Below are 23,670 nucleotides of genomic sequence, written 5' to 3'. Positions count from 1 at the left end.
CATTCTGGACCGGCCATCTTCGCCCGACATTTCGCGGCCTAAGACTTCGGGGCTCGAGATTTCTGGCGGCGGCATGACGCGCAGACAGGCGTGGGGTCTTTTCTGGCTCCTCGCAGCTGCCGTCATTGCATGGCTGGTCTTTGCCGTCTGGCCGGACTGGCTGAACGCCATCCTGATTTCCAAGAAGGCATTCGTCAGCGCCATCCTCAACGGCATCACCCTGGCTGGCCTTTATTTCCTGGTCGCCAGCGGCTTTACCCTGATCTTCGGCCTGATGCGCAACGTCAACCTGGCGCATGGCTCGCTCTATCTGCTTGGCGCCTATATCGGCTATGAGGTGGCGAACCGCACCGGCTACTGGCTGCTGGGTGTCGCCGCGGGCTTCATCGTTCTGGCCCTTGTCGGCGTCGTCATGCAGATCTTCGTCTTCCGGCGACTGGAAGGCGACGACCTTCGCCAGACCCTGGTCAGCATCGGTATCTCGATCGTCGCCGCCGACCTGATGCTGGCGGTCTGGGCCGGCGGCACCTATCAGATCCCGGTGCCGGAATGGCTCGACGGTGCACTGACCTTACCGGTGGTCACGGCCGTGCGGTCTAACGGCGTCTCGGTGTTTCTCACCTACCCGCTTTATCGCGTCGTCGTGCTGGCGGCTGCGATCGTTATCGGCATCGGCCTTTGGCTGATGCTGCACAAGACGCGCGTCGGCATGATGGTCCGCGCCGGCGTCGACGACCGCGCCATGCTGTCGGCCTCGGGCGTCAACGTACACGCGGTCTTTGCTATCGTCTTTGCCGTCGGCGCCGGGCTTGCCGGCTTTGCCGGCGTCGTCGGCGGCTCGGCATTGTCGGTTGCGCCCGGCGAGGACGTCCGCTATCTCCTGGCCTCGCTCGTCGTCGTCATCGTCGGCGGCATGGGTTCGATTACCGGTGCTGCAATCGGCGCGCTGCTGATCGGCCTCGCCGAACAGATCGGCCTCGTCTATTTCCCGACCTACGGCATCGTGCTCACCTTCGTCATCATGGTGGTAGTGCTGTCGGTGCGGCCGCAAGGCATCATGGGGAAAGCGCGATGAGCCTGACCGTCGCCGTAGGCGCCGCGCCTCGACAGAACTGGCTGGAGAAGCTCGGCGCCGGTCACATCATCCTTGCCGTAGCATTGGTTCTCTACCCGCTGGTGGCATCCGATTTCTTCCTGACGCAGATCGGCGGTTATTCGCTGATCTTCGGCATGCTCGCACTGTCGCTGATGATGCTGGCCGGCTATGGCGGTATGGTCAGCCTTGCCCAGATCACTGTCGCCGGCATCGCCGCCTATGCCATCGCCATCCTCGGCGAGAACAATTCGAACGTGCTCGGCCTCGGCTGGCCGTGGTGGATCGCAGCACCCTTCGCCATTCTGGCAGCTGCGGTGGCATCGGCGCTGATCGGCTGGATCTCGGTGCGCACCGAAGGCATCTACACCATCATGATCACGTTGGCGATCGCCACCGCGACCTTCTATTTCGCCCAGCAAAACTACGCGATCTTCAACGGCCATTCCGGCTATGCCGGCATTCGCGCGCCGGTGTTCTGGGGCGTCAACTGGCGCGACCCGAAGGCCTTCTATTATCTCTGCCTGGGTTCGGCGGTGCTGTCCTACGCGGGGATACTCTACGGCGCCCGCTCGACCTTCGGCATGACCGTGCAGGCAATCCGCGACAATCCGCGTCGCATGCGCGCGCTCGGCTATCACGTCACCGCACACAAGGTCTTCGCATGGTTCCTGGCTGGAATCATTGCCGGTGTCGCAGGCGTGCTTTTGGTCTGGTTCAATGGGCGCGTTTCACCCGGCACGATCGGCGTCGATGCAGCCATCGACGTGCTGATCATCGCCGTCATCGGCGGTTTGCGCCACCCGATCGGGCCTTTTCTCGGCGCGCTCGTCGTTGTCCTGATGCAGACCTTTGCCATCGACCTTGTCGGAGCCGAGCGTTTCAACGCGCTGATCGGGCTGGTGTTCCTGGTGATCGTCTTCATCTCGCCGGATGGAATTCTTGGGTTGTGGGGGAGGATCAGACCGCAGCTAGCTCAGGAGTCCTTGCGTTCCGGTCCGTGACGCCGGAGCGGAATGAACTGCATCAATCAATCAAAGGGAGGAAAAAATGAGAATACATCGACGCACACTGCTTGCGCTGGCGCTTGCCACCGGGCTGACAGCTCCGTCTCTGGCGCTAGCCGCCGACGACACGATCAAGATCGGCCTGCTCGCCACTTTCGAGGGACCGTTCACGGTGCTCGGCGAAGACGGCGAGCGCGGCGCGAAGACGGCGCTCGACGAGGTCAGCGGCATGGTTGCCGGCAAGAAGATCGAAATCGTCAAAGGCTCGTCCGACGCTTCACCTGATAGCGCCGTGCGCGCTGCGCGCAAGCTGGTCGAGCAGGATGGTGTCAAGGTTTTGGTCGGCCCGCTTTCGGGCGATGAGGGCCTCGCCGTCAAGGACTATGCCAAGACCCAGCCGACCGTGACCTTCATCAATGGCACCTCGGCGGCGCAGGACACGACGCTGCGCAATCCGGCGGAAAACTTCTTCCGCTTCTCGACCGACGGCGCGCAGTGGATGGCCGGTCTCGGCACTTATGCCTTCAACGACAAAGGCTACAAGCGGGTCGCTACGGTCGCCGAGGACTATTCTTTCCCGTATACGCAGGTCTTCGGCTTCATGGCCGAGTTCTGCAAGGCAGGCGGCAAGGTGCCGTCCAAATCCTGGGTGCCGATCGGCAACAAGGATTTTTCGTCGGTTATCGCGGCCATTCCCGATGACGTCGATGCAATCTACGTCGCGCTTGGCGGCGCCGACGCCGTGAACTTCCTGACCCAGTATCAGCAGGGCGGCGGCGCGGCCCCCTTGATTGGTGGCTCGATCACCGTCGACCAGACGGTGCTGACCTCGAAGGGCAAGCTGCGCGACGTGCTGGTCGGCACGCCTTCCGCCGGACCAACCGCCGACACCAACGACGCGCCTAGTTGGAAAACTTTCGTCGAAGCCTACAAGAAGCAGCCAGGTGCCTTTCCCTCGCCGTCGCTCTTCGCCCACGGCTATTACGTCAACATGAAGGCGACATTGCTCGGTCTCGAACAGGTCGGCGGCGATGTCGCCGATGGCGGCGCCAAACTGCGTGACGCACTCTCGAAACTGTCTTTCGACACGCCGACCGGCAAGGTGTCACTGGACAAGAACCGCAACGCGATTGCCGACATCTACCTGACCGAGGTGACCGAGGGGCCGGACGGCAATCTTTTGAACAAGCTCGTCAAAGTCGTGTCGCAGGTCAACCAGACGCTGGGCATTCCCGAAGACGAGTTCACCAAGCTTGGGGCTGTCAGCCGCGACAATCCGAGCTGCCCGTAACCGCGTGGCTTGCGAGTATATCCGCCCGTGACCGAAACTCTTGCCGCGAACCGTCTCCAAGGCTCCGGCGCCTTTGCGCTGGAACTCGATGGCGTTGCGCGGCATTTCGGCGCTTTGGTGGCGCTCTCCGGCATTGATATGAGGATCGCGGCTGGCGAGCGGCGCGCGGTTCTCGGCTCTAACGGCGCCGGCAAGACCACGCTGTTCAATGCAGTGACCGGCGATTTCCTGCCGACGGCTGGCCGCATCCGCTTCTTCGGTGAGGACATCACCGACTTGCCGCCGCATGAACGCATCCGGCGGGGCTTGCGGCGGACCTACCAGATCTCGCAGCTGTTCAAAGGCTTGTCGGTTCTCGACTCGATCTTTCTCGCTTGCCGCGGCGTCTCACGCCGACGGTTCTCGCTGCTCCGCCCAAAGGCCACCGACGTCAACATGGTGCAGGCGGAATCGATCCTCAATGCCGTGCATCTCGAGGCCTATCGCGACCTGCTGGTGGCGACACTCAGCCATGGCCAGCAGCGGCAGTTGGAGATCGCGCTGGCGCTGGCCGGCGCGCCACGCTTCATCCTGTTCGACGAGCCGGCGGCCGGCCTGTCGCCGACCGAGCGCCGCGACTTGGTGGCGATCCTCAATGCGCTGCCCAAGCATATCGGCTATATTATCATCGAGCACGATCTGGATGTCGCGCTGCGCGTTTCGGAATATGTGTCGATGATGCACAACGGCCGTCTGTTCAAGGAAGGCACGCCGCAAGAGATCGAGGCCGACCCGGAGGTCCAGGAGATCTATCTCGGGGGCAAGCATGGCTGAGCGCCCCGTTCCCCTCGGCCGAACGCTCCCTTCTGGCCCAGCCTCTTCCGGCAAAATAGGCAAGGCGATCCTCAAAATAGAGGATCTGCAGGTCTATTACGGCGAAAGCCATGCCCTTCAGGGCGTCTCGCTGGCGCTGGAAAGCGGCGTGCTGTCGGTGGTCGGCCGCAACGGCATGGGCAAGTCGACGCTCTGCAACACCATCGTCGGCCTGAAGCGCGCGCGCTCCGGCTCGATCCGCGTCGACGGCCGCGAGATCACTGCGCTCGAACCGCACGAGATCCATCGCCTCGGCGTCGGTTATGTGCCGCAAGGGCGGCGCGTCTGGCCAAGCCTGAGCGTTGATGAGCATCTCCGTCTCGCTGCCGGCAATCGGCGCGATGCGAGTTGGACCGTCGAACGCATCTACCAGACATTTCCGCGCCTCGCCGAGCGCCGCACCAATGGCGGCTCGCAGCTCTCCGGCGGCGAACAGCAGATGCTTGCTATCTCGCGTGCCCTGCTCAGCGACCCGAAGCTGCTGGTCATGGACGAGCCGACCGAAGGCCTTGCGCCGATCATTGTCGACCAGGTTGAGCGGATGCTCGTCACCCTGGCCGAGGAAGGTGAGATGGCGATCCTCGTCATCGAGCAGAATATCGGCGTGGCGACCGCTGTTTCCAACCAGGTCGCCATCATGGTCAACGGCCGCATCAATCGGCTGATGGACGCGGCAGCGCTCGCGGCAGACCGGGAATTGCAGCAACGGCTGCTTGGTGTCGGACGCCATGCCGACGAGACGTCCGTCACGCCGGCAGCCGCGGCACAGGCGAAGGACCAGTTGGCTGAAGTCTACCGCATCGACCGGACGGCTACCGGTTCCGAACCGATGACCCAGAATGGAACCTACCTTCCGGTCACCGAACTGCCCAACCGCTGGAACGTGCCGGTCACGGCCATGCGGCAAGCGGCTATCGAGAAGGCCGCGCCACAGGACGATTTGAAGAAGGTCTTTGCAATTCCTTTCGCCGAACGCATTGGAAGAACAGTGCTCGTCGCGGGCACTTTCGATACCAAGGGCAAGGAGTTGCGGTTCGTCGCCGACCGGCTGAAGTCCCTCGGCATTCCGGTTCGCACCGTCGACCTCTCCACCTCCGGAAAACCGTCGAGCGCCGACGTTCCCGCCATGCAGGTGGCCGGAATGCATATGCGGGGATCGGCGGCCGTTTTCACCAATGATCGCGGCGGCTCGGTGAGCGCTATGGCGGAAGCCTTCGCGCGCTGGATCGAGCGCGAGCCGCGCATTGGCGGCGTCATCTCGGCCGGCGGCTCCGGCGGCACCACGCTGGCAACAGCAGGCATGCGCGTGCTGCCCGTCGGTATCCCCAAACTGATGGTGTCGACCGTGGCAGCCGGCGATGTCGCCAAATATGTCGGCGGCGCGGACATCATGATGTTCCATTCGGTTGCCGACGTTCAGGGGCTGAACTCGATCACCGAACAGGTGCTGTCAAATGCGGCGCATGCGATGGCGGGCATGGTCGCGCAGCTGCCCAATGCCGAAGCCTGGGAAGCCAGGCGCAAGCTGGCGCGCCCGGCTGTCGGCATCACCATGTTCGGTGTCACGACGCCGGCGGTGCAGGCGGTAACCAGGCGGCTCGAAGCCGACTACGACTGTCTCGTGTTCCACGCGACCGGCATCGGCGGACGGGCAATGGAGAACCTCGGCGATTCGCGGCTGCTCTCGGCTTTCCTTGATCTGACTACCACGGAGGTGGCCGACATGATCGTCGGCGGTGTGTTCCCGGCGACTGAAGATCGCTTTGGCGCCGCAATCCGCACCGGCTTGCCCTATGTCGGCTCAACCGGCGCGCTGGACATGGTCAATTTCGGCCCGCGCGACAGCGTGCCGGAGAAATTTCGAAGCCGCAAATTCGTCATCCACAATCCGAACGTCACGCTGATGCGGACAACCCGCGACGAGAACCGCGCCTTCGGCGAATGGATCGGTGCGCGGCTCAATGCCATGAATGGCCCGGTGCGGTTCCTGTTGCCGGAGGGCGGTGTCTCGATGCTCGATGCATCGGGCCAACCATTTCATGATCCGGAAGCCGACAGCGCCCTGTTCGAGGCGATCGAGAAGACCGTTCGCCAGACGCCGCAGCGCCATCTCGAGCGTGTGGGTGCGAACATCAATGACGCGCTCTTCGTCGATGCAGCGGTCAATGCGTTCCGCGCGATCACACCGAAACTGCAGAGGCGAGCATAATGGCTTCGAGCAGGCGCATTTGTAAAATCGGTGCCGGTAGCCTGTGGCTGACCGCATTCTATTTGGGAGGGTAGAAAAGATGGCCGCGCAGACCTTGGGTGCTTTCCTTTTGTGGCTGATCATTGCCGCGATCGTGGTGGTGATCGCCGTCTACATACTGCGATGGCTTTATCGCCGGTCGACCAAAGAGACGGCGTTCGTGCGCACCGGCTTCATGGGCGAGAAGGTGGTGGTAAACGGCGGCGCTTTCGTCATTCCGGTGCTGCACGAGATCACGCCGGTCAACATGAACGTCCTGCGCATCGAAGTGCGCCGCGAGGATGCCTTTGCGCTGATCACCAAGAACCGCATGCGCGTTGATCTGGTCGCAGAGTTCTTCGTCCGTGTCGGCGCCGGCCGCGAGCTGGTCGCAGCCGCCGCCCAGACGCTCGGCCGCCGCACGCTGCAGCCCGACAGCCTGCGCGAATTGCTGGAGGGCAAATTCGCCGGTGCCATGCGCACCGTTGCCGCCCAGATGACGCTGGAAGAGATGCACGAGCTGCGCGGCGACTATGCGGCCAGGGTCCGGCAGCTTGCCTCGGAATCGCTCGCCGCCAACGGGCTGGAGCTGGAGAGCGTCGCCATCGTCGACCTCGACCAGACCAGCCTCGAATATTTCGATCCGTCCAATGCCTTCGACGCCGAAGGCCTCACCCAACTGACGGAATCGATCGAGACGCGCCGCAGGATGCGCAACGAGATCGAGCAGCGCACGCTGGTCGACATCCGCAACCAGAACCTCGACACCCAGCGCAAGGTGCTGGAGATCGACCGCGACACCGAATACGCCCGCCTCGAGCAGGAGCGCGAGGTCGAGATACGTCGCGCCTCGCAGCGCTCCGAACTCGCCAGGGAGCGGGCGATCCGCGACCAGGAGGCCGAGCAGGCGCAACTGTCGGCGCGCGAGGCCGTCGAGAAATCGCGCCTCAACCAGGAGCGCAACATTACCGAGGAGCGCATCAAGAGCGAGGAAGACACGCAGCGCCGCGAGATTGCGCGCCGCCGCGCCCTCGATGAGACGGAAATGAAAATGCGCGAACTGACCGAGCGCGAGCAGATCGCGCTAGAGCTCGCCCTGGAAAAGGCCAGGATCGAACGCGAAGGCACGCAGAGCGAGCTCGAGATCGAGCGCAGGAAAGCCCTCGAAATCGCCGAGCTCGAACGCCAGATCGCGCTGGCGGAAAAGGCATTGGAGGTTACCAGGGCCGAGGCGGAAAAGCGCCGCGCCGAAATTGTCGAGAACCAGGCGACCGAAACAGCGCGGATCGGGCAGGAGCGTGCCATCGACGAGGTCAGGATTGCACGCGAGCGTCACCTCGAGGCGCTGCAGATCGCCAAGCGCCAGGCTTTCGAGGAAGCCGAAATATCGGCCGGCGAAGAGGTCGAGCGCGCTCGCATCACCACCGAGCGCGGCATCGAGGAGGCGCGGCTGATCAAGGACCGCGACATCCGCCAGCTCGGCGTCGAGCGCGACCAGAAGATCGAGATAGCCGAAATCCAGAAGGCCATCGACATCGCCAAAAAGACGCAGGAGCGTTCCTCCGCTATCGCGGCATCCGAGGCGGTGCGCGCCAAGGCCATCCAGGCTGAGGAGCAGGCCTTCACGGCGCGCGAGCGCGAGATCGCCGAGCGCCGCAAGCTGACCGACTTGATCGGTGCGGCTCGCGAGGCCGAGCGCGAGGCCTTGCGCATAACCGCGGCCGCAGATGCCGAGATGAAGGCGGCCAAGAGCCTGGCCGAAGCGCAGAAGATCGCCGCTGTTGCCGCGGCCGAGGCGGAGAAGATCCACGCCCTTGCGGCGGCCCAGCGCTACGAGGTTGATGCCGCCGGCCATCGTCAGCTCAACGAGGCCGACAATCTGCTCTCCAACGAGGCTCGTGCCGGTCGCCTGCGCGGCAAGTTGCTCGACCACATGGAAGGCATCATCCGCGAAAGCGTCAAGCCGATGGAGAAAATCGACGGCATCAAGATCCTGCACGTCGACGGCATCAATGGCGGGCAGGGCGGCAACCGCAACGTCACCGACGAGGTGATCGATTCGGCGCTGCGCTACCGGGTCCAGGCGCCGATGATCGATAATCTGATGAAGGAGATCGGCATCGAGGGCGGCTCGCTCGGCCGCATGACCGACGTGCTGCGCGATGCCAAGGACATATCGAGCCTGACCCGCGACAAGAAAGGCAAAGGCAAGGTCAGCAAGGACGACGATGACGACCGCGACCGCTGACCAGGTCCGGTGGGCGGTGTGCTGTGCGAATGAGTGGCGATGCCTCGGCACCGGCCGCTCGTTCGATGCGGGCGGTGGGGCATGACCAAGGTCTATGTGTCCTCGGTCATCCCTGCGCCGGCTGCGGAAGTCTGGAAGCTCGTGCGCAACTTCAACGGCCTTCCCGCCTGGGCGCCATTCGTTGCGGAGAGCCGCGTCGAACAGAACGCACCGGCCGACCAGATCGGCTGCATCCGCAACTTTGTGCTCAGGGATGGCGGGCGGATTCGCGAAAAATTGCTGGCACTGTCCGACTACGATCTGTCGTGCAGTTACGCTATCCTGGAAAGCCCGATGGCGGTGGAGAATTATATCGCCACGCTGTCGCTGACGCCGATCACCGACGGCAATCTCACTCTGGCCGAATGGGAGGCGGAGTTCGACTGTGCGCCTGAGCGCGAAGCAGCACTTATGCATCAGATCGGCACCGGCGTCTTCCAGGCGGCCTTGAGCGCACTCAAGCAGCGCTTCGGGCGCTGACATTCCCGCGATGGTTCAAGTCCGCCAGAGCACCATCATCGATGCGCCGATCGATGATGTCTGGTCGATTCTGCGCGATTTCAACGGCCATGAACGCTGGCACCCGGCGATCTCGTTCAGCGAAATCGAAGGTGGCGACCCGGTCGACGCGGTCGGTTCGGTTCGTCGTTTCCGCCTGGCCGATGGCGGCGAGTTGCGCGAACAGCTGCTGGCGCTGTCCGACAAGGACTTTCGGCTCGCCTATTGCCTGCTCGAAGCGCCGCTGCCGCTGATGGGTTATGTCGCATCGATCCAGCTGAAGCCGGTGACCGACGGCAACGCGACCTTCTGGGAATGGCGTTCCGAATTCCATCCACCTACGCACCGCCGCGACGAACTGGTCAAGCTCGTCTCCGAAGGCATTTATCAGGCCGGCTTCGCGGCGATCCGTAGCCTTTTGCGAGGAAGGGTTCTGACTGCCAAGGCAAGAGCGCCGACGCCGGCACCTCCGTCAGCCCCGCCGCTGATCCCTTCGCCGGTCTCTTCCGCAACAACATCGTTCGGCCAGTCAGCAACAACCAGGGCTATTGTGGTCGAGCGCTATGGCGGTCCGGAGGTGCTGCAACTCAAGGAGATCGGCTTGCCGCCGCCGGCGCCGAACGAGGTGCGGATCCGCCATACTGTGATCGGCGTCAACTTCATCGATGTCTATTGCCGCACCGGCTATTTCGACCTTTTGCAACCACCGGGCGTGCCTGGCATGGAGGCGGCCGGCGTCGTCGAAGCGGTCGGTTCGGAGATTGCCGGTTTCTCGGTCGGCGACCGCATCGCCTATGCCTGCCCGCCGGTCGGCGCTTATACCGAGCGGCGCAACATGGTGCCCGATCTGCTGGTTCGCCTGTCCGACGATATTCCCGACGAGATTGCGGCCGCGGGGCTGCTCAAGGGCATCAGTGCGAGTTTTTTGCTGCATGATATCCATGCGGTGCAGCCGGGCTCCGTCGTTCTCGTCCATGCCGGCGCCGGCGGCATCGGCCAGCTTCTGGTGCAATGGGCACGCCATCTCGGCGCAACGGTCATTGCAACGGTGTCGAGCGACGACAAGGCGCGCATCGTCGAACGCCTCGGTGCCCATCATGTCATCGTCTACTCGCGTGAGAATTTCACTGAGGCCGTCATGCGGCTGACGGGAGGCGTCGGCGCCGATGTGGTCTACGATGCGGTCGGCCAGGATACGTTCGGCGGCTCGCTGGCGGCGCTCCGCATTCGCGGTCACCTCGTCAGTTTCGGTCAGGCGTCAGGGCCGATCGGCAATTGGGACATCGGCCGCTTTGCATCGAAGTCGATCACCGTATCGCGTCCCAACTATGCGCATTACACCGACACGCCGGAAAAACTAGCCCCGCACGTCGAGCGTTTCTTTGCCGCGCTGCGACAGGGCGTCGTCAGGATCGAAGCGCCCAAGCGCTATAACCTATCCGACGCCGGCGAGGCTCACCGCGACCTTGAGGCCAGGCGGACAACAGGCGCATTGGTGCTGGTGCCGTAGCCGACACTCGGTCGAAAACAGATGTTGACAATGTCATCTGTTGTTGCGAAGGCGTTCAGCCTCGAATTTGACGGCCGGGTGGGACAATGGACGACCTTGGAGCACAGGAACAAGCGGTTCTCGACCTCATTGCGGCGAACCCATTCGCCGGCCAGCAGGACATAGCAACGGCGCTCGGCATCGCCCGCTCGACGGTCGCGGCCCACATCGTGCAACTCGTCAACAAGGGCTATATTCTCGGCCGTGGTTACGTCTTGCCGACGTCCAAGCGCATGGTCTGCGTCGGCGGCGCGGTGCTCGACCGCAAATACCACGCCAAGAAGGATCTGATTTTCGAGACGTCGAACCCGGTCGACGGCTATCGCAGCTTCGGCGGGGTCGCCCGCAACGTCGCCGAAAACCTTGCCCGCCTCGGCGTCGACATAAGCTTCGTCTCGATCGTCGGCGACGATGAAACCGGCCGCTCGCTGGTGCGGCACCTGCGCGATCTTGGCGCTGATGTCAGCCAGGTCATCACCACCACGGAACGGCCGACGGCCGAATATGCGGCGATCCTCGACCGCAACAATGATCTCGTGCTCGGCATTGCCGACATGGAGATCTTCGATCTGTTTTCGTCGTCCTATCTCGACCGCTTCTGGCCGCATCTGGCTTCGGCGACATGGGTGTTCATCGACTGCAATCTGCCGGCTTCGACCATCGCAGCACTGATCTCGCGCAAGCAGGGCGCGCGCTTCAAGCTCGCCGTCGACACGGTCTCGTCGCCGAAATCAGCGCGGCCGCCGAAGGACCTGACCGGCATCGACCTTCTTTTCACCAACCATGACGAGGCCAATACGATGCTCGGCATAACGGATGCCGACAAGCGGCTGACGCCGGAGGAAGCAGCAGCAGCGCTGCGCGCGGCCGGCGCCAGCGCGGTGATCGTAACCGCAGGCGCGCATGGATTTGCCGTTGCGACTGAGAGCGGTGTGACGACCATGCACTCCGTCCCGGCCCAGCCCGTCGACATCACCGGCGCCGGTGACGCGATGATCGCCGGCACTCTGTACAAGGTGCTTTCGGGTGATCCGGTCGCTCATGCCGCGCGCACCGGCGCGCTGCTCGCCACGCTGACCACCGAGAGCGAATCGAGCGTCCACCCCGATCTGTCGCCGCGCTTCCTTGCCGCCGGCACGTACCGCATTCCTGCCTGAAAGCGAGATGATATGAAACCTTCCCTTGTCCACTTGAACGATGAAGTCGCTGCTGCGCTTGATGAAGGCCGCGCGGTGGTGGCGCTGGAATCGACGATCATCACCCACGGCATGCCCTATCCGGCCAATCTGGAGACTGCTCGTGGTGTCGAGACCGTGGTGCGTGAAAACGGCGCTGTGCCCGCCACGATCGCGGTGGTCGCCGGCAAGATCAAGGTTGGCCTCGACGACCGTGAACTGGAAGAGCTGGCAGCGGCAAAGGGCGTGGTCAAGGCTTCCGGGCGCGATCTCGCCGCCATCATGGTGCACGGCGGCTCGGCCGGAACCACCGTCTCGGCGACGATGCGGATCGCGGCACTCGCCGGCATCGGCATTTTTGCGACCGGCGGCGTCGGCGGCGTGCATCGCGGCGCCGAAGCGACTTTCGACATCTCGGCCGACCTGACCGAACTCGGCCAAACCGGCACGACTGTCGTCTGCGCCGGAGTCAAGTCGATCCTCGATATTGCGAAGACGCTGGAATATCTGGAAACCCAGCGTGTGCCGGTGATCGCCTATGGGAGTGATGATTTTCCGGCTTTCTACACCCGCTCCAGCGGGCTCAAGGCCGATCATCGCCTCGATACCCCCGACGAGATCGCGCGAGCCATGCTGCTGCATGACGAGATGGAATCCGGCACCGGCATTCTCGTCGCCAACCCTATCCCCGAAGCGGACGCGCTCGATCCGGCATTCATCGACGGCACGATCGCAGCGGCGGTAGCCGAAGCGGAGCAGCGCGGCATCGGGCGCAAGGAACTGACGCCGTTTCTGCTCGCCCGCATCAACGAGCTTTCGCAAGGCCGCAGCCTGAAGGCCAACATCGCGCTGGTCCGCAACAACGCCGCGCTCGCCGCCCGCATCGCGGTGGTGCATGCGAAATTGAAGGGCGTGACCAGATAGAGGCAGCACCCGGCCAGCGCTACCGGCCTTCGATTTCAGCCCGTCGCAAGGTCGAAGATGCGCCCGGCATTGAGGATGTTGTTCGGGTCGAAGGCTGCTTTCAGGCGCCGCATGGCCGCAATCTCTGCATCGCTGCGCACCAGATGCAGCCACTCCTTCTTGTCAAGGCCAATGCCATGTTCGGCCGAAACGCCGCCGCCGGCGGCGGCCACACCGCGGTAGACGGTGCCGTATGCGGCTGCCGGATCCACCGTGCGGATCTGGTAATGCAGATTGCCATCGCCGAGATGGCCGAAGACGTAGATGTCGGCGCCGGGGTCGACGGCCTTGATGGCTGCTTCTGTTTCGTCCAGGAAAGTCGCCATTCTCGCCAGTGGGATGCTGATATCGACGCCAATCAGGCCTGCCATCGAAAACAGGAAACGGTTGGCCTCCTCCCGCACCGCCCAGAGCGCCCGGAATTCGCGCGGCGATTGCGAGACGACCACGTCGTCGATCACGCCCTCCTCGACCGCCTGCATCAGCGTCGCGGCAAAGCGTTCGCCGTCGCGGTCGGGCTCGCTGCCCTGTATCTCGGCAAGCACATAGACGGGCGAGCCCGCGGGCAGCGGCGCCGGCGCGTCCATGCCGGCGATCATGGCGCCATAGAGCGGGGCGAAATTCACCTCATAGGCCGAGAGCGAGGGCCCGAGTTTCTGCCTGAGCAGCGCCAGCAGCGCGATTGCAGCGTCGAGCGAAGCAAGCGCGCAGAAGGCGTTGATCTCGGTGGCCGGCTTCGGGTGCAGCCGCAGGCATGCGCGGGTGACCACGCCGAGCGTGCCCTCACTGCCGATGAACAATTGGCTGAGGTCATAGCCGGAATTGTCCTTCGCCAAACCCTTGAGCGAGGTCAGGATGCCGCCGTCGGCAAGCACCGCTTCCAGGCCAAGCACCTGCGCCCGGTACATGCCGTAGCGCAGCACGCGGATGCCGCCGGCATTGGTGGCGACATTACCGCCGACGGTCGCCGCGCCGCGCGCTCCGATGTCGACGCCGAACAGTAAGCCGGCCGCATCGGCGGCTTCCTGCACCGTTTGCAGCGGCGCGCCGGCCTCGGCGATGATGGTTGCCGCTTCACGGTCGAGGGCTTCAACGGAAGTCATACACTCCAGCGACAGCACCGCTTCGCCGGGTTGGACGCGAGCGCCGCCGGCGAGCCCGGTCCGGCCACCCTGGATGACAAGCCTCTGTCCGGCCTCGTTGCACAGGCGAAGTATGTCCGACACCTCGCCGGCCCTACGTGGACGCAGCACGAACTCCGGCGATACGCCGGCTTTGCCGTCGGGGTCTTCCCTGTAACGCGGCCCGGCCTCATCGGCCGAAACGATCGCCGACCGGTCCAGCCGCTTCTCCAGCCGCGACAGGAGTTCGCCGGTCAGTGGGGACAGAGCGCTCACGGATGGTGTCGTCATGCGCCGCTCCTGTAACAGGCAGGACGATAGACACGGACTGCTGTTTGTCAAACCCACGCGGGACTGCCAGTCGTGGCCGGCCTTCAGCCTCGACCCTTCAAAAACTCGATCACCATTGCCGCGGTCCAGGTGAAACGGTTACCGCCGAGCGGCTCGCCGCTGAGGGGATCGTAATATTCGGCAAAGCCGCTCTCGGCGATCAGGTCGAGACTGGACTGGGTGATCCGTTGTGCGATTTGGCTGTGGCCGGCGGCGGCAAGGCCATTAGCGATCATGTAGTTGACCACCAGCCAGACCGGGCCGCGCCAGTAGCGCTTGGCGTCGAAGCGCGCATCGCCAGGATCGTGCGAGGGGACGATGTAACGCGCTTTGCCGGCGATGCGCTCGATCGTTGCGGCGATGGCCGCTGCCCGGCTTTCCGGAATAGCCGAAAACACCGGCAGAATGCCGCCGACCGACGCGCTGTCAACGTGCTTTCCGGCCACTCGGTCGAAACAAATGTACTGGCTATGTGTGTCGCTCCACAGCCGTTCCATCGTCGAAAGCCCGTTTTCGGCACGGGCGCGGTTGGCTTTTGCGATTTCGGTTTCGCCAAGTGCCTCGGCGAGATCGGCAAGATCGGCGGCGGAACGGATCAGAATGGCATTGAAGCCGGGATCGACGACCTGGAACGGCGAGGCATCGTGCAGCCTGGCATTATCCCAGCCAAGCCCGCGGAAATGCTGCAGCAGCCAGATATAGCGGTCATACTGTGCCTTGGTTGGACGATGCGCCGGATCGGCGTGCAGGATGTCGCGGCGGGTGTAGGGCTCGACGCCTTCGGTCGGCACGTGCTCAAACGCCTCGTCCCAGTCGATCGAGTTGTCGCGACCGGACTCCCATGGGTGGATTATGGCGACCAGCCCTTCGCCGTTCGGGTCGCGGTTTTCGTAGAACCAGCGGTGCCAGGCATCGATTTTCGGCAGCAACACCCGGGCACGCTCGGCCGCCAGCGTCTTGTCCTTGGCCTGGTCAAACAAGCGGCGCACGGCAAAGCCGGCGACCGCCGGCTGGGTGATGCCCGAGCTGGCGGTCGGGCGGTCCGTCCGCCAGACCTCCGGTCCCGGGAAATAGCCGTCGCTCCAGACATGGAAGACGATGTGCGGTACCATGCCGTCCGGCCACTGGTGGGCGAACAGCGTGTCGATCTCGGTCCAGGCTCGAGCCTCATCGTAGTGGGCAAGACCGAGCGCGGTCAGGCAGGAATCCCAGTTCCACTGGAACGGGTAGAGGCCCTTGGTCGGTATGGTGTAGGTGCCTTGGTCGTTTTCCCTGAGCACCTCTACGGCGCGGGCGATGGTTTCGTCGACAGCAAGAGATATCATGGGGCGGTCGTACTTTCAGGATCGAAGGGCGTTTGGATCAAAGCGCGTTGGTGGTTTCGGGGTCGAACCAGCGGATGCGGTCGGGTTTGGGCAAGAGCCGCAGGTGATCGCCGACGGCGACCGTGGCATTCGATTCGAGGATGGCGCGGAACAGGCCGCCCTCGACATCGCAGGTGACCAGCGTGTGCGGTCCGAGCGGCTCGACAACGCGCACGGTGGCGTGCAGCCCTTCGGTGCCGGTGTCGACATCCTCGGGGCGAATGGCGAATTCTATCGTCTGCTTGTCCGATTTGGGGCCGGGCAGCGTCAGCCCGGCGACGGTCCAGCTGCCGTCTGCCGCCTTCGTCGCCAGGATGAAATTCATCGGCGGGTTGGCCGATGAAGGAGCCGACGAAGCGTGCGGCCGGATTGCGATAGACCTCTACCGGCGAGGCGGCCTGGACGATATGGCCCTGATGCATGACGGCGATGCGGTCGGCGAGGCTCATCGCCTCGACCTGATCGTGAGTGACATAGATGGTGGTGGTCTTGGACGCGGCGAGCACGCCCTTGAGCTCGGCGCGCATTTCGAGCCGCAGCAGCGCATCGAGGTTCGACAGCGGCTCGTCCATCAGGATCACGTCCGGCTCCATCGCAAGTGCCCGAGCGACTGCCACGCGCTGGCGCTGGCCGCCGGAAAGCTGGCCCGAATAGCGCTTCAAAAGCTGCTCGATGTGCATGAGCTCCGCGGTGCGGTTGACGCGCCCCTCGACCTCCTGCTGCGGCAGCTTCTTCATGCGCAGGCCGAAGGCGATGTTCTCGAACACGGTCAGGTGCGGAAACACGGCGTAATTCTGGAACACCATGGCGATGCCGCGTTCGCGCGGCGGCAGATGGTCGACGCGACGGCCGCCGATCCAGACCTCGCCCTGGCTTGGCGTTTCCAGCCCGGCGACGATCCTCAGCAGCGTGGTCTTGCCGCAACCCGAGGCGCCAAGCAGCACCATGAATTCCTGGTCGGCGATGGTCAGGTCGATCGAATGCAGCGCGGTGAAGCCACCGAAACGTTTTGCGACCTGCTTGATGGCGATCTCAGCCATCGGCGTTCTCTTTTGTGCGCGTCATCGGTTGGCGATCCCCCACATGGCGAACAGATATTTGCGAACGGTGAAGATGAAGATCAGCGCCGGGATGACCAGTGCCGCGCCACCGGCGAATTTGAGGTAGAGCGGCGATTCGCCAAGGCTCTGCAGCAGGAAGGCGGTCAGCGTCCGGTTCTCGATGGTGAGCACGGCGGCGGCAAACACTTCGTTCCAGGAGATGGTGAAGGCAAATACCGCCGACGCCGCGATGCCCGGCAGCGCCAGCGGTAGAATGATTTTTCGGAATGCCTGCAATCTCGTGCAGCCGAGCGTCCAGGCCGCTTCCTCCAGCTCGACTGGAATGCCGGAGAAGAGCGAGAACGTGATCAGCACCGCGAATGGCAGCGCCAGCGTGGTGTGGACCAGCGCCAGCCCGATCGCGGTGTCGTCGAGGCCGGTGCGGATGAACATCACCGCCAGCGGTAGCGCCAGCAGCGGCAGTGGGAAGGCGCGGGTCATCAGCACGAGGAAACGGAACGTTTCCTTGCCCGGGAATTCGAAGCGCGACAGCGCGTAGCCCGCGGGTGCGCCGAAGCCGATCGAGAGGAGCATCGTCAGCGTGGCGACGAGAACGGAGTTCCACAGCGCCCTGGCGACGCCGGCGAAATTGATGAAGAAAGAAAGGCTGCCGAAATCGAATGACGGGAAGAAGCGCTTGGGAAAGGCGGTCACCTCTTCCGGCGACGACAGCGCGTTGACGATCAACAGATAGATCGGCAGCAGCACCCAGATGCAAAGCAGGATGACGGTGGCGACCAGCAACCAGTTGCCGGCTTTGCGGGCCTCAGGCGCGGCGATCGACAGCTCCACCGTGCTCATATCCGCGCCTCCTTCGGCACACGCAGCACCCGCAGGAAGAACAGCGTGAAACCGATCGATATGGCGAGGATGAACAGCGCCATGGCGGCGGCGACATTGCGGTCCTGCAGCGTGAACTGCCAATTGTAGGTCTCGCCCATCAGCACCGGCAGATTGGTGCCGCCGAGTGCTGCAACCACCGCAAAGACCTCAAAGGCAAGGATGACGCGCAGGATGATCGCCGTCTGCAGGCTGGGGCGCAGCAGAGGCAGCGTGATCTTGATGAAGCGCTTCCACGGACTAGCGCCAAAAACCTCCGCCGCCTCGTAATATTCCCGGGGGATGAGCCCCATGCCGGCGACCAGAATGACCATCATGATGGCGGTCGCACGCCAGATCTCGGCCAGCGCCACGGCGATGAAGATCGTCAGCTTGCTCTGGTAGCCGAGGAACATGACCGGCCTGTCGATGACGCCGAGATTGGAGAGCAAGGTGTTGAGGAAGCCGGACTGGTCGAAGATGGCGAGCCAGATCAGCCCAGCGGCGAGATCGGAGATGCCGAGCGGAATAGCGAAGATATAAAGCGCGGCGCTGCGCCCGGCCGCAAGTCGCGACACCATCGTTGCCATCAGCAGCGCCATGACCAGCTGGATGGGCACGACGACGGCGCTGAGAAGCAGCGTGTTGCGAACCGTGACCGGAAATTTCCAGCTGCTGGTCATGGTGCGGAAATTGTCGAGCGTAAAGCCGCCGTCGCGGGTGAACGCCTCGAAGGCGACCAGCGCAAACGGATAGAGGAAGAAGACGCAAAGGAACAGCGTCGCCGGCGTCAGCAGCAGATAGGGCAGGGCCTTGCCGTGCATGGAGCTCTCTCTATTCGAAGCTTCAAAAGGGGTGGGCGCCCGGCGCGCTGGAAATCCGGACGCCCGGGGAGGATTCTTAATCGACGGGACAGGCGCCTTGCGATGGTTTGTCGGGCGCCCAGCACGGCGCTTTCGCCTGGTCGATGATCGCCTTCAGCGCCGTCGCCTGTTCGTCGAGCACGCCGTGCACATCCTCGCCGCCGAGCACGATGCGCTCGAAGCTGTCGGTGTAGATCTGATTGAACTTGCCGCCGAGGCCGCCAAGTCCCATCGGCAGCAGCGCCGGCAGCGCATCCGGGGCTCCGGTCATGGTGGCGATCACTGGGCTGAAGGCCTTCACCGAGGCCGGCATGTCGTCGGGCAGCTTGACGTCGACGATGGGGAAGAAGTTTGTCGCCTTGAGCGTCGCGATCTGGGTTTCCGGTTTCAGCATATAGGCGACCAGTGCCTTGGCCTTGTCCATGTCGGGCGAGGTCTTCGGGATAGCGACGCCGGCGACCACCGGCATGTAGCCGCGGCCTGCCGGGCCGGCCGGCGCCGGGAAGGCGACGAAGTCATCGGGTTTCTGGTTGAAGGCGTCGGCGAGGCGCGCCACGTGATCGAATGCCACCCAGACTTCGCCGGTCAACAGCGGCTCCTGCATGAAGGCATAGTTGGTCGAATTCGGGTTGGTGTATTGCCACAATTCCTTGAACTTGTTCCACGCCGTCTCGGCCTCCGCCGAGCGGAACTTGGTCACCATCGAGCCGGTATACGATGGAAGGAGAAAACCCTCGAAGAAACGGTGCTTCAGCCCTTTCGGGCCGGCCGGAAAACCGAATTTGGGCGAACCGGTCTTTTCAGCGATGTTTTTCGCCCACTCGATCAGTTGGTCATAAGTGATGGTGTTGAGATCGGTGCCGGCCGGCAGATATTGCAGCGCCTGCTTGCTGGCCGCCATCAGAAAGGTGGCCTGCATCCATGGCAGGTACTTCTGCTCGCCGGTGCCGAGCATGCCGAGCTTCTTATAGGTCTCGTTGACCTTGACGCCACCGAGATCGACGCCAGAGAGATCGACAAGGTCCGCGCCGACGGTGGAGAAGTCTCCGTGCAGGCCGCCGAGCACGCCTATGGTGCCGGAGCCGGCCTGCAGTTCGGCCTGAAGGCGGGTGAGCCAAGGCCCGTCCTCGGCGACCTGATAGTCGACCTGGCCATCAAACCCCTTCAGCACCTCGCCGCGCATTTTTTGCGTCTCTTCCACAGGTCGCGCCTGTGTCGACCAGAACAACACCTGCTGGGCTTGCGCTGCACCGGCAGCGAGCGACAGCGCCAGCACGGCGCCGGCCAATATCCGCAAAGCATTCATCGTCATCTTCCTCCCTGGGTTGCGCCGCGAAGCGGGCGTCAGTTCTGTCTTGTGGGTGCCGGGCCATGGCTTGCCCGCGAGACAAGTGTCGGCCGGACCAGCCGCGTCAGTGGCGCGTCCGGCCTGTTGCCGATGACGGTCAGCAGCATCTCGCCGATCTCGCGCGCGCACTGGCGGATCGAGGCGTCGAAAGTGGTTAGCCCCGGCGGCGCATAGGCTGAGGCGGCTATGTTGTCGAAGCCGATCACCGAAAGGTCGCGAGGAATGGCAAGGCCGGCTCGGGCAGCCTCTTCCATCACCGTCAGCGCCAGCTCGTCGAACAGCGCGACAATGGCTGTCGGCCGCTCGGTGGCGTGCAGCAGCCGGTTGATTGCCTGGATGCGGGCACCGCGATCGAACCGCGGTGCCGTCGCCACATCGAGCCTGACCGACGGATCGCCTCGGCGGGCGATCGCGGCAGCGAGCCCATCCTGCCTGAGATGGCGAAACGTCATCGGCTCGGAAATCGTCACCAGGCCGAAATGGCGGTGTCCGAGATCGTAGAGCATGTCGAAGGCCTCGCCGAATGCGTGCGCGCCATCGGTATCGAGCCAATGATAGGCAAAGTCACCGTCGAGCAGCCGGCCATGCGCGACGAACGGAAAATTGCGTTGACGCAGGTAGGCAAGCCGCTCGTCGACCTCGGCGATGCGGGTGACGACGACCCCATCGGCGCGTCCGGATTCGACAACATGGCGAAGCACGGAAAGTTCCGACTGGCCCTGCGCCGCTGCGGCCAGGATCAGGTCGGAGCCGTGCGAAACCAACCCTTCGCCGAGCCCGGTGACGAATTCGCCGAGGAAGGAATCGACCAGATTGGGGCCACGGATCGGCAGCACCATGCCGACAAAACCGCTGCGGCCGGAGACTAGCGTGCGGGCTGCCGTGTTCGGCACATAGCCGGCCTGGCGCGCGGCCTCGGTGACACGTTGGCGCGTTTTCAATGCGATCTGCTCGTGGCCGGCAAGGGCGCGCGAAACGGTGGTGATCGACAGGCCGAGCTGTGCGGCTAGTTCCTTGAGGGTGGTAACGCGGCCCGGCATCGTTCCTCTCGAACGAAGTTTGAAACGTTTGTAATCAGTCCAAGCGAAATTGCAAACGTTTTAAATGCGAGCGATCGGTGTTGCTTCTTGCCCGTTGGTTCGCGCGGCCCTGTTCGGCCCCGGGCCGGCAAGCTTCCGGACGGAGATTTAAACGCAGCGGTTGCTTGACTCGGACGGCGCCTTGTGAAAAATTTTACAGCAACTGATAAAAATATCAAAGGGCGGAAATGGTTGGTTTTGGCAACGGCCTGCTGCGCGACGATGAGACCGGGATGGCAGCCCGCGCTGCCTGGCTTCACTATGCCGGCGGCCTGACCCAGTCGGAAGTCGCCAAGCGGCTCGGCCTGACCAGCCTCAAGGCGCACCGCCTCATCACCAAGGCCAATCAGGAGGGCCTGGTCAAAGTCTATATCGATGGCGAAGTCTCAGAATGCGTGGAACTCGAGGACGAGTTATCCGGCCGTTACGGCCTCGACTATTGCGAGGTGGTCCCGGACTTCGATGCCGAAGACCTGCCGCTCAAGGCGCTCGGCATTGCCGGCGCGCAGTTTCTCAAGCGCGAGATCGAACGCGGCGAGGAGGCGCTGATAGGCGTCGGCCACGGCCGCACGCTTGCCGCCTGCGTCGAATATCTGCCGCGCATATCGGCCGGCAGGATCCGTTTCGTTTCGCTGCTTGGCGGCCTGACGCGCAAGTTCTCCGCCAATCCGCATGACGTCATCCACCGCGTCGCCGAACGGACCGGCGCGGAGGCCTATGTGATGCCGGTGCCGATGTTCGCCAACACGGTCGAGGATCGAACGGTGCTGCTCGGGCAGAAGGGCGTCAGCGATGTCTTCGACCTCGCCAAGACCGCCGACTTGCTCATTGCCGGCATTGGCACCGCCGAGCGTGAGGCCTCGCTTGTCGCCACCGGCATGATCGAAAAGGGCGAGATGGAGGAGATCCGCCGCAACGGCGGCGTCGGCGAACTGCTCGGCCATTTCTTCGACGATGCCGGAAAGGCCGTCGCGACGACGCTTTCCGACCGGGCGCTGGCACTGGCGCGCGAAGACATCAGCAACCGCAGGATTGTCGCCGTCGCCGGCGGCAAGGTGAAGGTTCGCGCCATCAAGTCAGTGCTGGAGGGCCGCTATCTCAAAGGCCTGATAACCGACGAGCGGACGGCGCGATCGCTCGTGGAACAGACGCCGGTCGGGTAGCCGGCAACCATTTCGTTGAAACTACCCTGTGGAGGAGAAGAGAAATGCATGAGAAAGAGAAAGACCTCATCGACGCGTTCCTGCGTGGACAAGTCGGCCGCCGTGGGCTGATCAAGGGCCTCGGTGCAATGGGCCTTGCCGCCAGCACCGCCGGTACACTGCTCAATTTCGGGCAGACCCGCGCCCTGGCAGCTGATTTCGACTGGCAGGCGCATAAGGGCAAGACCATCAAGCTGCTGCTCAACAAGCATCCGTACGCCGATGCGATGATTGCCAACCTCGACAACTTCAAGAAGCTGACCGGCATGGAAGTCGTCTATGACGTGTTCCCCGAAGACGTCTATTTCGACAAGGTTACCGCCGCGCTGTCGGCCAGCTCGCCCGAATACGATGCCTTCATGACCGGCGCCTACATGACCTGGACCTACGGCCCGGCCGGCTGGATCACCGATCTCAACGAATGGATCAAGGATCCGGCCAAGACCAACCCGAAATATGCCTGGGACGACTTCCTGCCCGGCGTCAAGAATTCTTGCGCCTGGAACGGCCAGCCGGGCGGCGCGCTCGGTTCGGAAGACGCCAAGCAATGGTGCATTCCGTGGGGCTTCGAGCAGAACAACATCACCTACAACAAGGGCATGTTCGACAAGGTCGGCGTCAGCGTTCCCGGCAATATGGATGAAATGGTCGCTACGGCGGCGAAGCTTACCAAGGATGTTGGTGGCGGCGTCTACGGCATCGGCGTGCGCGGCTCGCGCTCCTGGGCAACGATCCACCCGGGCTTCCTGTCGGCTTACGCTAATTTCGACCAGAAGGACCTGAACGTCTCGGCTGACGGCAAGCTGTCGGCCGCGATGAGCACCGCCGAATCCAAGGCTTTCCACAAGCAGTGGGTGCAGATGATCCAGGAGAGCGGCCCCAAGGACTGGTCGACCTACACCTGGTATCAGGTCGGCACCGATCTCGGTGCAGGTGCGTCGGCGATGATTTTCGACGCCGATATCCTCGGCTATTTCATGAATGGCGGCGACAACAAGATGGCCGGCAAGCTCGCCTTTTCCGCGTTCAAGGCCAACCCGGCCGCCAAGGCGCCGACGCCCAATATCTGGATCTGGTCGCTGTCGATGTCCAACTTCTCGAAGGACAAGGACGCCACTTGGTACTTCATGCAATGGGCATCCGGACCCGAGCATGCATTGTTCGGTGCGACCAAGATGGACTTCGTCAATCCGGTTCGTCAGTCGGTCTGGAACGACGAGATGTTCCGCGAGAAGCTGAACAAGAGCTATCCGGGCTACGTCGAGATGTTCGACGTCTCGGCGCCGGGCGCCAGCATCAAGTTCACACCGCAGCCGCTGTTCTTCGATCTCACCACCGAATGGGCGGCGACGCTGCAGAAGATGGTGGCCAAGGAAGTGCCGGTCGACGAAGGCCTCGACAAGTTGGCCGAGAGCATCAACAGCCAGCTCAAGGAAGCCGGGCTCGGCTAAAGCCGCGGCCAAGGCTGGCCCGTCCGCGGGTCAGCCTTTGAGATGTGATAC

The 23,670-nt window shown here is 63.5% G+C and carries 18 protein-coding genes and 1 pseudogene; 12 read left to right on the top strand and 7 right to left on the bottom strand.

The genetic code is table 11. From position 1 onward, the window contains the following. The first annotated feature begins 73 nt into the window (after nucleotides 1–73). From NKI22_RS06375 to NKI22_RS06330, 10 genes are all read left to right on the top strand, one after another. The gene (locus tag NKI22_RS06375) at nucleotides 74–1,075 is read left to right on the top strand and encodes a branched-chain amino acid ABC transporter permease (protein WP_023716705.1); all 1,002 of its coding nucleotides are present in this window, start codon (nucleotides 74–76) and stop codon (nucleotides 1,073–1,075) included. Further along, nucleotides 1,072–2,097: a branched-chain amino acid ABC transporter permease gene (locus NKI22_RS06370; RefSeq protein WP_023716706.1), complete on the top strand. Its 1,026-nt coding sequence runs from the start codon at nucleotides 1,072–1,074 to the stop codon at nucleotides 2,095–2,097. The genes NKI22_RS06375 and NKI22_RS06370 overlap by 4 nt, the downstream gene beginning before the upstream one ends. Nucleotides 2,098–2,143: 46 nt before the next feature. After that, on the top strand, nucleotides 2,144–3,391 hold the full coding sequence (locus NKI22_RS06365; protein WP_023716707.1) for an ABC transporter substrate-binding protein: 1,248 nt from the start codon (nucleotides 2,144–2,146) through the stop codon (nucleotides 3,389–3,391). Between the two features lie 27 nt (nucleotides 3,392–3,418). Continuing rightward, the gene (locus NKI22_RS06360; RefSeq protein WP_023716708.1) at nucleotides 3,419–4,204 is read left to right on the top strand and encodes an ABC transporter ATP-binding protein; all 786 of its coding nucleotides are present in this window, start codon (nucleotides 3,419–3,421) and stop codon (nucleotides 4,202–4,204) included. After that, nucleotides 4,197–6,452, top strand: coding sequence for an ABC transporter permease (locus tag NKI22_RS06355; RefSeq protein WP_023716709.1), 2,256 nt, complete (start codon nucleotides 4,197–4,199; stop codon nucleotides 6,450–6,452). Before NKI22_RS06360 ends, NKI22_RS06355 begins: the two co-directional genes overlap by 8 nt. Before the next feature lie 79 nt (nucleotides 6,453–6,531). After that, nucleotides 6,532–8,718, top strand: coding sequence for a flotillin family protein (locus NKI22_RS06350; protein ID WP_031193323.1), 2,187 nt, complete (start codon nucleotides 6,532–6,534; stop codon nucleotides 8,716–8,718). 81 nt (nucleotides 8,719–8,799) lie between these two features. Then, entirely contained in the window at nucleotides 8,800–9,237 is a 438-nt protein-coding gene (locus tag NKI22_RS06345) for an SRPBCC family protein (RefSeq protein WP_023716711.1), read from the top strand. 10 nt (nucleotides 9,238–9,247) lie between these two features. Further along, nucleotides 9,248–10,765 (top strand): zinc-binding dehydrogenase, encoded by a 1,518-nt coding sequence (locus NKI22_RS06340; RefSeq protein WP_023716712.1) that lies wholly within the window; start codon nucleotides 9,248–9,250, stop codon nucleotides 10,763–10,765. An 86-nt stretch (nucleotides 10,766–10,851) separates the two neighbouring features. After that, a complete protein-coding gene (locus NKI22_RS06335) occupies nucleotides 10,852–11,961 on the top strand; it encodes a carbohydrate kinase (RefSeq protein WP_023716713.1) in 1,110 nt (369 codons plus the stop codon). A 12-nt stretch (nucleotides 11,962–11,973) separates the two neighbouring features. Then, a complete protein-coding gene (locus NKI22_RS06330; RefSeq protein WP_023716714.1) occupies nucleotides 11,974–12,903 on the top strand; it encodes a pseudouridine-5'-phosphate glycosidase in 930 nt (309 codons plus the stop codon). A gap of 35 nt (nucleotides 12,904–12,938) precedes the next feature. On the opposite strand, the gene NKI22_RS06325 is transcribed toward NKI22_RS06330, so the two are convergent. The 7 genes and pseudogenes from NKI22_RS06325 to NKI22_RS06290 all read right to left on the bottom strand — a co-directional run bounded on the left by NKI22_RS06325 (nucleotide 12,939) and on the right by NKI22_RS06290 (nucleotide 20,927). After that, nucleotides 12,939–14,354, bottom strand: a complete 1,416-nt coding sequence (locus NKI22_RS06325) for an FAD-binding oxidoreductase (protein ID WP_352715813.1) — start codon at nucleotides 14,352–14,354, stop codon at nucleotides 12,939–12,941. A gap of 83 nt (nucleotides 14,355–14,437) precedes the next feature. Continuing rightward, nucleotides 14,438–15,718, bottom strand: a complete 1,281-nt coding sequence (locus tag NKI22_RS06320) for an amylo-alpha-1,6-glucosidase (RefSeq protein ID WP_352958299.1) — start codon at nucleotides 15,716–15,718, stop codon at nucleotides 14,438–14,440. A gap of 37 nt (nucleotides 15,719–15,755) precedes the next feature. Continuing rightward, a pseudogene (locus tag NKI22_RS31430) lies at nucleotides 15,756–16,797 on the bottom strand (ABC transporter ATP-binding protein). A gap of 21 nt (nucleotides 16,798–16,818) precedes the next feature. Further along, complete coding sequence (locus NKI22_RS06305) at nucleotides 16,819–17,658, bottom strand: carbohydrate ABC transporter permease (RefSeq protein ID WP_023716718.1); 840 nt, start codon at nucleotides 17,656–17,658, stop codon at nucleotides 16,819–16,821. Next, the gene (locus tag NKI22_RS06300) at nucleotides 17,655–18,500 is read right to left on the bottom strand and encodes a carbohydrate ABC transporter permease (RefSeq protein ID WP_023716719.1); all 846 of its coding nucleotides are present in this window, start codon (nucleotides 18,498–18,500) and stop codon (nucleotides 17,655–17,657) included. Before NKI22_RS06300 ends, NKI22_RS06305 begins: the two co-directional genes overlap by 4 nt. 76 nt (nucleotides 18,501–18,576) lie before the next feature. Further along, nucleotides 18,577–19,845 carry an ABC transporter substrate-binding protein gene (locus tag NKI22_RS06295; RefSeq protein ID WP_031193325.1) on the bottom strand — a complete coding sequence of 423 codons (1,269 nt, stop codon included), beginning with the start codon at nucleotides 19,843–19,845 and terminating at the stop codon, nucleotides 18,577–18,579. 38 nt (nucleotides 19,846–19,883) lie between these two features. Beyond that, complete coding sequence (locus NKI22_RS06290; RefSeq protein WP_023716721.1) at nucleotides 19,884–20,927, bottom strand: LacI family DNA-binding transcriptional regulator; 1,044 nt, start codon at nucleotides 20,925–20,927, stop codon at nucleotides 19,884–19,886. A gap of 227 nt (nucleotides 20,928–21,154) precedes the next feature. On the opposite strand from NKI22_RS06290, the gene NKI22_RS06285 reads away from it, so the two are divergent. Further along, nucleotides 21,155–22,129, top strand: coding sequence for a sugar-binding transcriptional regulator (locus NKI22_RS06285; protein ID WP_023716722.1), 975 nt, complete (start codon nucleotides 21,155–21,157; stop codon nucleotides 22,127–22,129). A gap of 44 nt (nucleotides 22,130–22,173) precedes the next feature. Beyond that, on the top strand, nucleotides 22,174–23,619 hold the full coding sequence (locus NKI22_RS06280) for an ABC transporter substrate-binding protein (protein ID WP_023716723.1): 1,446 nt from the start codon (nucleotides 22,174–22,176) through the stop codon (nucleotides 23,617–23,619). Nucleotides 23,620–23,670: the final 51 nt, after the last annotated feature.

This window comes from Mesorhizobium sp. M0778 (genome assembly GCF_040320105.1).
Taxonomy (GTDB): Bacteria; Pseudomonadota; Alphaproteobacteria; order Rhizobiales; family Rhizobiaceae; genus Mesorhizobium.
This window is presented reverse-complemented; position numbering and strand designations above follow the sequence as displayed.

What these genes read in the sequence shown, in the direction of transcription:
- NKI22_RS06375 (WP_023716705.1), top strand. Translation starts at nt 74, where the DNA reads ATGACGCGCAGACAGGCGTGGGGTCTTTTCTGGCTCCTCGCAGCTGCC.
- NKI22_RS06370 (WP_023716706.1), top strand. Translation starts at nt 1,072, where the DNA reads ATGAGCCTGACCGTCGCCGTAGGCGCCGCGCCTCGACAGAACTGGCTG.
- NKI22_RS06365 (WP_023716707.1), top strand. Translation starts at nt 2,144, where the DNA reads ATGAGAATACATCGACGCACACTGCTTGCGCTGGCGCTTGCCACCGGG.
- NKI22_RS06355 (WP_023716709.1), top strand. Translation starts at nt 4,197, where the DNA reads ATGGCTGAGCGCCCCGTTCCCCTCGGCCGAACGCTCCCTTCTGGCCCA.
- NKI22_RS06350 (WP_031193323.1), top strand. Translation starts at nt 6,532, where the DNA reads ATGGCCGCGCAGACCTTGGGTGCTTTCCTTTTGTGGCTGATCATTGCC.
- NKI22_RS06345 (WP_023716711.1), top strand. Translation starts at nt 8,800, where the DNA reads ATGACCAAGGTCTATGTGTCCTCGGTCATCCCTGCGCCGGCTGCGGAA.
- NKI22_RS06340 (WP_023716712.1), top strand. Translation starts at nt 9,248, where the DNA reads ATGGTTCAAGTCCGCCAGAGCACCATCATCGATGCGCCGATCGATGAT.
- NKI22_RS06335 (WP_023716713.1), top strand. Translation starts at nt 10,852, where the DNA reads ATGGACGACCTTGGAGCACAGGAACAAGCGGTTCTCGACCTCATTGCG.
- NKI22_RS06330 (WP_023716714.1), top strand. Translation starts at nt 11,974, where the DNA reads ATGAAACCTTCCCTTGTCCACTTGAACGATGAAGTCGCTGCTGCGCTT.
- NKI22_RS06325 (WP_352715813.1), bottom strand. Translation starts at nt 14,354, where the DNA reads ATGACGACACCATCCGTGAGCGCTCTGTCCCCACTGACCGGCGAACTC.
- NKI22_RS06320 (WP_352958299.1), bottom strand. Translation starts at nt 15,718, where the DNA reads ATGATATCTCTTGCTGTCGACGAAACCATCGCCCGCGCCGTAGAGGTG.
- NKI22_RS06305 (WP_023716718.1), bottom strand. Translation starts at nt 17,658, where the DNA reads ATGAGCACGGTGGAGCTGTCGATCGCCGCGCCTGAGGCCCGCAAAGCC.
- NKI22_RS06300 (WP_023716719.1), bottom strand. Translation starts at nt 18,500, where the DNA reads ATGCACGGCAAGGCCCTGCCCTATCTGCTGCTGACGCCGGCGACGCTG.
- NKI22_RS06295 (WP_031193325.1), bottom strand. Translation starts at nt 19,845, where the DNA reads ATGAATGCTTTGCGGATATTGGCCGGCGCCGTGCTGGCGCTGTCGCTC.
- NKI22_RS06290 (WP_023716721.1), bottom strand. Translation starts at nt 20,927, where the DNA reads ATGCCGGGCCGCGTTACCACCCTCAAGGAACTAGCCGCACAGCTCGGC.
- NKI22_RS06285 (WP_023716722.1), top strand. Translation starts at nt 21,155, where the DNA reads ATGGTTGGTTTTGGCAACGGCCTGCTGCGCGACGATGAGACCGGGATG.
- NKI22_RS06280 (WP_023716723.1), top strand. Translation starts at nt 22,174, where the DNA reads ATGCATGAGAAAGAGAAAGACCTCATCGACGCGTTCCTGCGTGGACAA.